Genomic DNA, 11,530 nt, shown 5'->3' on the forward strand with positions numbered 1-11,530 from the left:
CTGGGGGAGAGCGTACTGGCCGAGGACGACTGGGGGCGCCCGTCTCGATGATCGAGCCTGTAGGAATAGTCGAAACATCCTTGCCCTCCGCTGTGACCCATGCCATACTCTTCCTCGATACGCATCGACGATACGGTTCGACGAGGAGGCGGGCAGATGCCAACCAGCAAGGACGTAGCTCGCCTCGCGGGCGTCTCGCAGAGCACCGTCTCGTACGTCATGAGCGGTCGGCGCCCGATCTCGGAGAAGACCCGTAAGCGCGTCGAAGACGCCATGGCCCAGCTCGCGTTCCAGCCGAACGCCGGCGCGAGGGCGCTCGCCAGCCGGCGCAGCCAGGTCATCGGCCTCGCGATCCCGTTCGTCCCGGACCTGCATAGGGGCTCGATGATGGGGTTCATCTCCGTCATCGCCGCAACCGCTCGGCAGAGCGACTACGACATCCTCCTCGTCACCGACGACGAAGGCCCGGAGGGCCTCGAGCGCGTCGTGGGCCAGCAACTGGTCGACGGGCTCATCATCATGCAGGTCGAAGGTGAGGACGCCCGTGTCCCGGTCATCCGAAACCTCCCGGTCCCAAGCGTCCTCATCGGCATCCCTGAAGACGCGAAGGGCCTCCAGTGCATCGACGCCGACTTCGAGCTTGCGGGCACGATGTGCGTCGAGGAACTGGCACAGCTGGGCCACAAAACGGTGACCCTCGTGGACTGGCAGGAGGACGTCATCCGCCGCCACGTCAACTACGTCAAACGGTTTCACCGCGGCGTCGACAAGGCGGCCGCCGCGAACGGAATCAAAACCATCCACGCCCCCGGTCGCATCACGATCGCCGGCATGGAGAAGGCCGTCGCCAAGGCTCTCGAACAGACCAACGGGACCCCGGCCTTCATCGCCCCCGAAGCCGCCAACCAAGATCTTCTCGTGGAGGCCCTCAACAACCTGGGCCTCGTCCTCGGGAAGGACGTCTCCGTCGTCGTCAATTGCTCGGACGGCCTGGCCGAACGGCAGCGCATCCCGCTGACCACCATCGGCTTCGAGCCGGACGAAGTCTCCCGGCGGGCCGTCCACATGATGGTCCGCGACCTCAACGATCCCGCGTCCAGGGCCCATGAGGCCCTGGAGCTCATCCGCCCCGTCCTGAAGAGGCGGAAGAGCACCCTGCATCCGCGCGCCAAGCGCTGACCCGTCCCACCCCTGCGAGCAGCAACACCACGTCGGTCATCGATGCGCATCGTCGATACGCATCGACAATAGAACCAAAGCGACAAAGAGCCAAAGCAAAGGAGCTTTTCTGTGAAGAATTCACGCGTTCTCGCGGCGCTCGCTGGAGCGGCCTCCGTCACCCTCGCCCTGGCTGCCTGCTCCTCCGGATCCGGCGCCGCGTCCTCGGGCGGGAAGCAGACGCTGACGATCGAGGACTACTACACCAGCACGTACGATCCGCTCTACAAGGACTGCGCGGCCCAGATCGGCGTGAACGTGAACCCGGTACACGTCGCAGGCGCGGCGCTGATCGCGAAGGTCCTGCAGCAGGCGTCCTCGCGGACGCTGCCCGACGTCCTGATGCTCGACAACCCCGACGTGCAGCAGATCGCGGCGACCGGTGCACTCGCGCCGCTCAAGGACTTCGGCGTCAGCGCGCCTGCGGGCGACGTTCCCGGTGTGGTCAACGCGGGCACCTACAACGGCCAGGTCTACGGCCTCGCTCCGGTCATCAACTCGATCGCACTCTATTACAACGTTGACATGCTGAAGGCGGCCGGTATCGCTCCTCCGAAGACGTGGGACGAGCTGAAGGCGGACGCGGCCAAGCTGACCGACTCGGGCAAGGGCGTCTACGGCTTCGCGATGAGCAACATCAACACCTACGAGGGCACGTGGCAGTTCCTGCCCTTCTTCTGGACCAACGGCGGCGACGAGAAGAACATCAACAGCCCGGGCGCACAGCAGGCGCTCCAGTTCGACGTCGACCTCCAGAACGACGGCTCGATGTCGAAGAGCTCCGTCACGTGGAGCCAGCAGGACGTCAACAACCAGTTCATCGCCGGCAAGGCAGCCATGATGATCAACGGTCCGTGGCAGCTCCCCGCGCTCAACGCCGCGAAGGGCCTGAACTTCGCGAGCGTTCCGATCCCGACCCGCACGAGCGATCAGCAGATCGTCTCCCCTCTCGGAGGCGAGACCTTCAACGTCCCCCAGACCGGCGACAAGACGAAGATGGGCCTGGCCGCCAAGTTCGTCGACTGCCTGAACACGCCGGCGATGCAGGTGAAGATCGCCGGGCTCTCCGGCAACGTGCCCGCTCAGGAGGCGGCAGCCGCCGACTGGGCGAAGACCCACCCGCAGGTGGAATCGTTCGTCGAGACCGTGAAGACGGCTCGCGCCCGCACCGCCGAACTCGGCCCGAAGTGGCCGACGGCGGCCACTGCCATCTACACGGCAGTCCAGGACGCCCTCACCGGCAAGGCGTCGCCCGCGGACGCGCTCCAGCAGGCACAGGCGCAGAACAAGTAGACCGGGCGCCCCGGAGGCGGGGCATCCCGCCTCCGGAACCCGATCCGCAAAGGAGCGTGATATGACCTCAGTGCGTGACATGACCTCAGTGAACGGCCGCCTCGACCGGCGGCCGCGCCAGACGGCGAGCGGCCCGATCGCGCCGCGGCGCCGGCCCCGCGTGGGCCGCTACGTGGCCCGATGGCTCTTCGTCGCACCGGCCGTCCTCTTCGTGCTGATCTTCTTCGGCTATCCGATCGTCCAGAACGTGACGATGTCGCTGCAGAACTACACGACCACCACCTTCTACACGGGCGAGGCGCCGTGGGTCGGCTTCGCGAACTACGTCACCGTCTTCACGAGCCCGTTGTTCACGACGACGGTGCTCAACACCGCGCTGTTCACGATCGGCTCGATCGTGTGCCAGTTCGTGATCGGCCTGGGGCTGGCGTTGTTCTTCAAGCGGCACTTCCCACTCGGCGGGTTCCTGCGCTCGCTGCTGCTCCTGCCGTGGCTGCTTCCGCTCATCGCCTCGGCCGCCGTGTGGAAGTGGATCCTGGACCAAGGCTCGGGAGCGCTCAACCAGTTCCTCGGCCTCTTCGGGATCAGCCCGGTGCCGTGGCTCGTGAGCCCGAGCCTCGCGCTCATCGCCGTGATCGGCGTGAACATCTGGCTGGGCATCCCGTTCAACACCACCATCCTCTACAGCGGCCTGCAGGCCGTCCCGGAGGAGCTCTACGAGGCCGCGTCGCTCGACGGGGCGGTGGGATGGAAGGCGTTCTGGCACATCACGTGGCCGAGCATCCGCTCGGTCGTGGGCGTCGTCGTCGTCCTCGGCGTGGTCTACACGCTCAAGGTGGTGGACATCATCCTCGGCCTCACCGGCGGCGGCCCGGCGAACTCCACGCAGACGCTCGCGACATGGGCCTACCAGAACTCGTTCGTCCAGTTCCTGTTCGGCCAGGGCGCCGCCGTGAGCAACGTGCTGATCGCGGTCTCGCTCGTGTTCTCCCTCGTGTACCTCTCCATGACCCGTAAGGAGGTCGACGAATGACGACGGCCACGCAAGCGATCCTCGCGCCGGGCACCGTGCGGAAGGACCGCAACCGGCCCTCGCGGAAATGGCCGATGACGGTGCTGGGCATCGTCTTCCTGGCCATCATGGTCTTCCCCGTCTACTGGATGATCAACAGCAGCCTGCAGGCGAACTCGGGCGCGGTGAACACCGACTGGTTCCCGATCCATCCCACGTTCGCCGGCTACCAGACGGCCCTCTCGCAGCAGGGCGGGAATCTCGTCACGAGCCTCGTCGTCTCGGTGAGCACCGTGGCGCTGACCCTCGCGGTCGCCACGCCGGCGGCTTACGGGCTGGCCCGCTTCAAGATGAAGGGGATGACAGGGTTCGTGTTCGTCCTGCTCATCACGCAGATGATCCCGACCATCGTGATCGCGAACGCGCTCTACACGCTCTTCAACAACCTGGGCCTCCTGAACTCGTACCTCGGCCTCATCCTCGCGGACAGCGCGGCGCAGATCCCGTTCTCGATCCTGCTGATGCGCGCGTTCATGACGTCGATCCCGCCGACCCTCGTCGAGGCGGCGCTGGTCGACGGCGCGAACAACCTCCGCGCGTTCGTCTCGATCGTCCTGCCGATCAGCAAGAACGCGATCATCACGGCCGCGCTGTTCGCGTTCCTCGGGGCATGGGGCGACTTCCTCTTCGCCCTGACGCTGACGAGCACGCCGGACGTCCGCCCGATCACCCTCGGTATCTACAACTACCTCGGCGCGAACGTGTCCCAGTGGGGGCCGGTCATGGCAACGGCCGTGATCGCGTCGATCCCGGCCGGGGTGCTGCTCGTCCTCGCGCAGAAGTACATCGCGGCCGGCGCGCTCGGCGGCGCGGTCAAGTAAACGTGAAACAGAAGGAGAAGCACATGAACGGCAAACGACCACTGCGCGTCGTCGTCTGGGGAGAGAACCGGCACGAGCAGGCAGAGCCGCACGTCGCCGAGATCTACCCGGACGGCATGCACCACGCCATCAAGGAGGGCATCGAGGAGAACCTCGGCGAGCGCGTCAGCGTCACGACCGCCCTGCTCGACGACCCCGAGCACGGCCTCACCGAGGAAGTCCTCGCCGAGACCGACGTCCTCACCTGGTGGGGCCACGCGGCCCACGCCGAGGTCTCGGACGAGGTGGTCGAGCGCGTGCACCGGCACGTCCTCGAAGGCATGGGCCTCGTGGTGCTGCACTCCGGGCACTGGTCGAAGATCTTCCAGAAGCTCATGGGCACCACGTGCACCCTGCGCTGGCGCAGCGAAAACGACCGGGAGCTCGTCTGGACGGTCGACCCGACCCATCCGATCGCGCAGGGGGTCCCGCATCCGATCGAGATCCCGCAGCAGGAGATGTACGGCGAGCAGTTCGACATCCCGAGGCCCGACGAGATCGTCTTCATCAGCTCGTTCTCGGGCGGGGAGGTCTTCCGCAGCGGCATCACGTTCCGGCGCGGCAACGGGAAGATCTTCTACTTCAGCCCGGGGGACCAGGACTTCCCCGTGTACCACCACAAGGACGTGCGCCGGGTCATCGCCAACGGCGTCGCATGGGCGGCCAGCGATCGGCCGAAGCGGGAGATCCCGGTCCTGCTGCGCTACGAGACCGGGGACTTCTTCAACGGGCACGGCTACCAGGGCGCCATGCGGGACAGGGTCGGGCATTGAGCGGGCCGTTCGCCCTCGTCCCGGAAGACGGGCCGCTGCGCCTCGTCCTCGTCGGCGCGGGAAACATGGGCCGCGCGTGGCTCCGCACGATCGCGGGCACGCCCAGTGTCCGACTCGTGGGGCTCGTCGACCTCGACCTCGACCTCGCGCAGCGCGCGGCAGCTGAGCACGGGCTCGACGTCGCGATCGGCAGCTCGCTCACTGCGGTCGCCGCGGAGTCCGGGGCTCAAGCGGTCATCGACGTGACCGTGCCGCCCGCACACCACGCCGTCAACACCGAGGCGCTGCTCGCGGGGCTCCCCGTGCTGTGCGAGAAGCCGATCGCGCCGACCGTCGCCGAGACGCTCTCGCTCATCGCGACCGAGGAGGTCTCCGGGCAGCTGCTCATGACGAGCCAGTCCCGCCGGTACTACCCGGCGCTCGCGAGGTTGAAGAGCATGACGGCGAGCCTCGGCGACATCGGAATCGTCACCACGGAGTTCTTCAAGGCTCCGCACTTCGGGGGCTTCCGGGACGAGATGGAGCACCCCCTGCTCGTGGACATGGCGATCCATGCCTTCGACGCCGTGCGCTACCTGCTCGACGCCGATCCCGTCACCGTGGACTGCCGCACCTTCAACCCGTCCTGGAGCTGGTATCGCGGCGACGCCGCGGCGAACGCGCTCTTCACGTTCGAGGGCGGGACCCGGTACGCCTACACCGGGAGCTGGTGCAGCCCCGGGCTCGAGACCTCATGGAACGGCAGCTGGCGCGTGAGCGGCGCCCGCGGGACGGCGGTGTGGGACGGCGACGGCGAACCCGCCGTCGTGCATGCCGAGGACGACGGCGCGTGGGCGGGTGAGGTGCCGGAGATCCGCTCCGAGATCGCCGGCGCGCTCGACGAGTTCGTCTCCGCGCTGCGCACCGGCGAGACCCCCTCGGGCGATATCCACTCCAACGTCCACAGCCTGGCGATGGTCGAGGCCGCCGTGCTCTCTGCCGCCACCGGGCGGACGGTGGAGCTCGCCGTCGTCCTCGAGGACGCCTACCGCACCGCCCTCGAGAACGAGCGCCGCGAGGACGTGCGCGAGGCGCTGCGTTCGTGGGGCTCGGCCTCCGCGAGGACCGGAACGGGTGCGTTGAGCGGAAGGGTGCCCCGATGAACATGAGCCCCAGATTCGTCACCGCTGCACCGGTGGCCGCTACTGCGTTCGGTGTCGTGGCACCGCCGGACCAGGGCACTGCCCTGGGCGACGGTCTGCTCGGCCGCTGGCAGCGGCGCAACAAGGAGCGAACGGTCCCGCACGGCCTCGAGCAGCTCGAGGCGGTCGGCAACCTCGACAACCTGCGCCGGGCGGCCGGGCTGTCGAACGCGCCGTTCCGCGGCCCGGTCTTCGCGGACAGCGACGTCTACAAGACGCTCGAGGCCGTCGCCTGGGAGCTCGGGCACGACGCCGACGACGCTCTTCGGAGCTTCTACGACGAGACGGTCGCGCTCCTCGAGAAGGCCCAGGAAGAGGGTGGATACCTGAACTCCGCCTATCAGGTGGCAGACGGGGGCGGGGCTCCGCGTCGTGACCACGCCACGGTGCGCGAGCGCTGGACCGACTTCGCCTTCGGCCACGAGCTGTACTGCGCGGGGCACCTGGTCCAAGCCGCAGTCGCGGCCTCGCGTTCGCTCGGAGACGACCGCCTCCTCCAGGTCGCGACCCGTTTCGCCGACCTGATCGTGCGCGAGTTCGGGGGAGCGGATTCTCCGGTGTACCCGGGGCACCCGGAGATCGAGTACGCGCTCGTCGAGCTCTACCGCCTCACCGGGAGGCAGGAGTATCTCGATACGGCCGCTGCCTTCATCGACCGGCGCGGCAGCGGCTGGCTCGGCGACGGGGTCTTCGGGAAGGCCTACTACCAGGACGACGCACCCGTGCGGGAGACGGAGCTCATGCGCGGCCACGCCGTCCGCGCGATCTACCTCAACAGCGGCGCGGCCGACGTCTATCTCGAGACGGGCGACTCCACGCTCCTCACGGCCCTCGAGAAGCAGTGGGACGACATGGTCTCCCGCCGCAGCTATGTCACGGGAGGTACGGGGTCCCGGCACCGCGACGAGGCGTTCGGCGATGCCTATGAGCTGCCCAGCGACCGGGCCTACGCCGAGACCTGCGCGGGGATCGCCGCCATGCATTGGGCGTGGAGGATGTACCTGGCCACGGGTGCCGCGACGTACGCAGACTTCTTCGAGACCGCCCTCTACAACGTCGTCGCGGACGGCCTCGCCGAAAGCGGCGACGCCTTCTTCTACAGCAACCCCCTGCAGCTGCGTGCCGACCACCTCTCGGTGCAGGAGGAGGCAGCGGCCACTCGGTTGAGCTGGTACTACTGCGCCTGCTGCCCGCCGAACCTCATGCGCACGTTCGCGAGCCTCGAAGGCTACCTCGCGGGCGTTCGCGGTGCCGAGCTGCAGCTCGTGCAGTACACCCGCTCTCGGATTGAAGCGGAAGTGGGGGGAGCCCGCTGTGTGCTCGACGTCGACACGGACTACCCCGCCGACGGGCGCGTGCGGGTCACCGTCGTCGAGGCGTCGGGAGGCTCCGCTCCGGACGGTGACCCTGTGGGCGCGCTCTCGCTGCGTGTGCCCGGCTGGTGCGGGGGAGTGCGCGCCGTCGTCAACGGGGCGGCGGTGGGCGCCGAGGCCGCCGACGGGTGGCTGCGCCTCGACGCCGCGCTCGCGGCCGGCACCGTCGTCGAGCTCGACTTCGACCTGACGCCGCGCGTGCTGGTTCCCGATGAAAGGATCGACGCGATCCGAGGTTGCGTCGCCGTGCGGCGCGGACCTGTCGTCTACTGTCTCGAGCAGCGCGACAACGCAGCCGACGTCGATCGCGCGACCATCGACCCGGACGGCCAACTCGCCGAGACGACGACACGGACCGAGCTGGGGCCCTTACTCGAGACAGTCGGCGCCGTGAGGGAGGGCGGCACTCGTGAGCTGTACGCGCCGAGGGGAGACGAACGGCCAGCCTCGGAGCGTGCCGTACTGCGTCTCCGGCCATACGCCACCTGGGGGAACGGCGATCCGGGGGCGATGCGGATCTGGGTCCCCGTCAGCCGCTGAGGCAGGTCGATGCCGCGCGTCAGGACCAAAGACTCACGCGGCCACGTGCCAGGCGGGCGTACCGTCGAGGCCAAAGCCCGGATGCGGCAAGCTCGAACTCTTCCGGGCAGCACTTAGGAGTCACAGTGCGCCGGTCTCGACTCGCCGTCCTCGGAATGGCCTTGGTCCTTGCCCTCGCGGGAGGCTTCGGCGGGACGGTCCTGGCACCGCCGGCGTACCCTGCAAGCGCGGTGCCGCCGGCGGCGGTCTTGCAGACCGCGGCCGGCCCCATCGACGAGCACTACGCCCAGCTCGGCGGCGGCAGTTCTTTCCTCGGCCAACCGCTCGGCGCTGAGTATGGGGTAGCCGGCGGCCGGGCCCGTGACTACCAGGGCGGGTCGATCTATTGGTCGGCAACCACTGGAGCCCACGAGGTGCACGGGGCGATCCGCGGACGCTATCTCGCGCTGGGCGGCCCGGCTGGGTTCCTCGGCTTCCCGCTCACCGACGAGACCGCCACTCCGGACGGGGTCGGCCGGTACAACCACTTCGCCGGTACGAACGCCGGTTCGTCGATCTACTGGTCGCCGGCCTCAGGCGCCCACGAGGTGTACGGTGCGATCCGTGCGCGGTGGGTGGCGCTCGGTTGGGAGCGCAGCCGGCTCGGCTACCCGGTCAGCGGCGAGTACGGCATCACGGGCGGGCGCCGCAGCGACTTCCAGCACGGTTCGATTCTGTGGCACGCAGCCAGCGGCAGGACCGAGGTTATCTACACCAGCGTCCCGTCGTCTCTGCTGGGCGTGGACCTCGAGCGGATTCCGACCACACAGAGGGTCGTCGCACTCACGTTCGACGCCGGCGCGAACGACGCCGCCCTCCGATCGATCCTCAACACTCTCGCAGCCAACGGCGTCCCCGGCACGTTCTTCCTCACCGGGGACTGGGTCAACCAGTTCCCCTCCGACCCGGCGCTGATCTACAACGCGGGGGATCGGATCGGCAATCACTCGATGACCCACCCGGACTTCACGACCCTGACCGACGCCCAGATCGCGGCCGAGATCAGCAGCGCGCAGAGGACCATCGAGGCCGCTGGAGCCGACCCGCTCCCGTTCTTCCGCTTCCCGTTCGGCGCCCGCGATTCCCGCACGATCGCGGATGTCAACGCAGCGGGCTACGCGGCGATCCGGTGGACCGTTGACACGCTGGGCTGGGAAGGCACCCTGAACGGAACGCGCGGCCCGAGCTTCGTCGTCCAGCGCGTCATGGCTTCCGCGCAGCCCGGGGAGATCGTCCTGATGCACCTCGGCTCCAACCCCGACGACGGCTCCACGCTCGACGCCGCGGCCCTCCCGCAGGTGATCTCCCAGCTCCGGGCGGCGGGCTACGGCTTCGTCACGCTGGACGCCGCCCTCGGCTAAGGCCATCGGGTCTGCGCATGGCGCAGCCCTTTTAGCAGCCGTCGCTCACTCTCCGCAACCTTTCTCGTCGGTGGCGGCAGTCGGTTTGCCTCGACGCGTGCTCCTGCGTAGGGTTTAGCGCGGTTCGTGACCAAATTGTTATCGCGGACCGTGTAAGCAGGCGGGGAGGGGCCGCCGTCGAGGAAGAGGGCAACCCCTCGAAGCGACGAGAGAGTTAGATCTTGATATTTCGAAAGCGAAACTTGGTGGCGCTGGCTGCCACCGCTCTGGCACTTTCCGGGTGCGGAGCGACTGGGCCCGGCTCCACTGCCGCAACCGCGACATCGTCGTCCGCTGCCGTGTTGGCCAATACGGGAGGGAGCTCCGCGTCGTCGCCCGCTCCCACATCGAGCAGCACCCCCACGCTGGGCAGTACCCCGACGTCGAGCAGTTCCCCGGCGCCGGGCCCTGGGACAACCGCGGCTGCTGCGCCGATGACGTCTGCTGCGCCCACCGCGCCCACCGCGCCCGCTTCGACGTCGTCGGCCTCGGCGCCTGCGGCCAGTCTGTCGCCGTCCGCGCCTGCGAGCATCGTTCCGGCGAGCGCGACCGACGGAGTCCAGGCGGCTGTGGCCCAAGGCTGGGGCCCCGTCACGGGAGGCGACGAGTTCAACTATTCGGGCGCTCCCGACTCCACGAAATGGAACGTCTACAACTCCGTTGGCAACGCCGGCAATGGACTGCGGTCTCCTCAGGCGACCAGCGTGAGCAACGGGATGATGACCATCTCGGGGAACTCCGCTGGCACCACGGGCGGCATGAGCGCCAAGTTCTCGCGCCAGCAGTACGGCCGCTACGAGGTCCGGATGCGGACCAGCGCCAACGAGCCGCAGTACCACGCCGTCGCGATCCTCTGGCCGGACATCGCCTCGTCACAATGCTCGGAGGTCGACTTCGCCGAACAGACGGGGAACCTCGCCGACATCAACTTCTTCCTCCACTACGGCTGCGCAAGCGGCGTCCAGACCTATGCGACCAAGCCGCTTGATCTGACCCAGTGGCACAACTATGCGGTGCAGGTCTGCCCCTCGGGAATCACGGGCTATGTCGACGGGCAGGCCTGGTTCAAGGACACCAATCCGGCACATCAGCCCGGGCAGTCGATGCATCAGACCCTGCAGCTCGACTGGTTCCCGGTCGCGGGCCAGACCACCAAACCTGCAACGATGAACGTCGACTGGGTGCGTGACTACAGCATCAACGGCACGGGAAGTCCGGCATCCGGGACGGTGGCGACAACGCCTCAGTGCTGACGCCGTTCAGGTAGTCGCTACGCGCCGAAGCGGCCGCGGTGCTCGACCGGAATCAGCGGCTTCTCGCCCCGGGCCTTGATCTGCTGGACCGCCCAGCTGTTGCCGTCCGGGTCGTCGAAGCCGAGGAAGGTGCCGCCGTCGGGCAAGAACACCATGAGCTCCGAGCACTCGACGCCGCGGCCCACCAGCTCGGCCCGCGCCGCCTCGGCGTCGGCCACGACGAGCTGGAGCCCTTTCAGGGAGCCCGGGTCCATCTGCCGCTGGAAGGGAAGATCGCCGAACACGATGGAGCACCCCGACTCCGGCGGGGTGAGCTAGAAATCGACCGAGCGAGCGATGTCGGAAACGGGCAGGATGACAACTTCGAGGGTCCAGTCCATGCAGTCAACTTACGCGCCGTGCACCATCCCGGAAACCCTGGGTACGTTCGTCTCGGGAACCCTTGGTCTCGGGAATGTCCCGCTCAAACGGCCCGTTAGGGCGGGACATTTCCGCGGCACATCATCTCCCAGGCCCAGCCCAGGCCCA

General features: G+C 68.1%; 11 protein-coding genes. 9 read left to right on the plus strand and 2 right to left on the minus strand.

From position 1 onward, the window contains the following. Positions 1-156 precede the first annotated feature (156 nt). The 8 genes from V7053_RS15265 (at position 157) to V7053_RS15300 (ending at position 9,710) form a co-directional block, all read left to right on the plus strand. On the plus strand, positions 157-1,179 hold the full coding sequence (locus V7053_RS15265) for a LacI family DNA-binding transcriptional regulator (RefSeq protein WP_334173125.1): 1,023 nt from the start codon (positions 157-159) through the stop codon (positions 1,177-1,179). A gap of 111 nt (positions 1,180-1,290) precedes the next feature. After that, on the plus strand, positions 1,291-2,511 hold the full coding sequence (locus tag V7053_RS15270; protein ID WP_334173126.1) for a sugar ABC transporter substrate-binding protein: 1,221 nt from the start codon (positions 1,291-1,293) through the stop codon (positions 2,509-2,511). 61 nt (positions 2,512-2,572) lie between these two features. Next, positions 2,573-3,544, plus strand: a complete 972-nt coding sequence (locus V7053_RS15275; RefSeq protein ID WP_443022632.1) for a carbohydrate ABC transporter permease — start codon at positions 2,573-2,575, stop codon at positions 3,542-3,544. After that, on the plus strand, positions 3,541-4,404 hold the full coding sequence (locus V7053_RS15280; RefSeq protein WP_334173127.1) for a carbohydrate ABC transporter permease: 864 nt from the start codon (positions 3,541-3,543) through the stop codon (positions 4,402-4,404). The genes V7053_RS15275 and V7053_RS15280 overlap by 4 nt, the downstream gene beginning before the upstream one ends. Before the next feature lie 23 nt (positions 4,405-4,427). After that, positions 4,428-5,216 carry a ThuA domain-containing protein gene (locus V7053_RS15285; RefSeq protein ID WP_334173128.1) on the plus strand — a complete coding sequence of 263 codons (789 nt, stop codon included), beginning with the start codon at positions 4,428-4,430 and terminating at the stop codon, positions 5,214-5,216. Then, complete coding sequence (locus V7053_RS15290) at positions 5,213-6,358, plus strand: Gfo/Idh/MocA family protein (protein WP_334173129.1); 1,146 nt, start codon at positions 5,213-5,215, stop codon at positions 6,356-6,358. The genes V7053_RS15285 and V7053_RS15290 overlap by 4 nt, the downstream gene beginning before the upstream one ends. 2 nt (positions 6,359-6,360) lie before the next feature. Next, a complete protein-coding gene (locus V7053_RS15295) occupies positions 6,361-8,310 on the plus strand; it encodes a glycoside hydrolase family 127 protein (protein WP_334173130.1) in 1,950 nt (649 codons plus the stop codon). A 125-nt stretch (positions 8,311-8,435) separates the two neighbouring features. Continuing rightward, on the plus strand, positions 8,436-9,710 hold the full coding sequence (locus V7053_RS15300) for a polysaccharide deacetylase family protein (protein ID WP_334173131.1): 1,275 nt from the start codon (positions 8,436-8,438) through the stop codon (positions 9,708-9,710). Positions 9,711-9,924: 214 nt separating this feature from the next. On the opposite strand, the gene V7053_RS15305 is transcribed toward V7053_RS15300, so the two are convergent. Further along, complete coding sequence (locus tag V7053_RS15305; protein ID WP_334173132.1) at positions 9,925-10,344, minus strand: hypothetical protein; 420 nt, start codon at positions 10,342-10,344, stop codon at positions 9,925-9,927. Here V7053_RS15305 and V7053_RS15310 point away from each other — a divergent pair. Beyond that, entirely contained in the window at positions 10,319-11,002 is a 684-nt protein-coding gene (locus V7053_RS15310) for a glycoside hydrolase family 16 protein (RefSeq protein ID WP_334173133.1), read from the plus strand. The two genes, V7053_RS15305 and V7053_RS15310, sit on opposite strands and share 26 nt — an antisense overlap. A 17-nt stretch (positions 11,003-11,019) precedes the next feature. Here the strand turns inward: V7053_RS15310 and V7053_RS15315 are convergent, their stop codons facing one another. Continuing rightward, positions 11,020-11,286: a hypothetical protein gene (locus V7053_RS15315; RefSeq protein ID WP_334173134.1), complete on the minus strand. Its 267-nt coding sequence runs from the start codon at positions 11,284-11,286 to the stop codon at positions 11,020-11,022. Between the last annotated feature and the right edge of the window lie 244 nt (positions 11,287-11,530).

The organism is Sinomonas sp., from assembly GCF_036848755.1.
Classification (GTDB): domain Bacteria; phylum Actinomycetota; class Actinomycetes; order Actinomycetales; family Micrococcaceae; genus Sinomonas.

Excerpts from the sequence above, each read along its gene's own strand:
- V7053_RS15265 (WP_334173125.1), top strand. The coding sequence starts at position 157 with ATGCCAACCAGCAAGGACGTAGCTCGCCTCGCGGGCGTCTCGCAGAGC.
- V7053_RS15275 (WP_443022632.1), top strand. The coding sequence starts at position 2,573 with ATGACCTCAGTGCGTGACATGACCTCAGTGAACGGCCGCCTCGACCGG.
- V7053_RS15280 (WP_334173127.1), top strand. The coding sequence starts at position 3,541 with ATGACGACGGCCACGCAAGCGATCCTCGCGCCGGGCACCGTGCGGAAG.
- V7053_RS15285 (WP_334173128.1), top strand. The coding sequence starts at position 4,428 with ATGAACGGCAAACGACCACTGCGCGTCGTCGTCTGGGGAGAGAACCGG.
- V7053_RS15295 (WP_334173130.1), top strand. The coding sequence starts at position 6,361 with ATGAGCCCCAGATTCGTCACCGCTGCACCGGTGGCCGCTACTGCGTTC.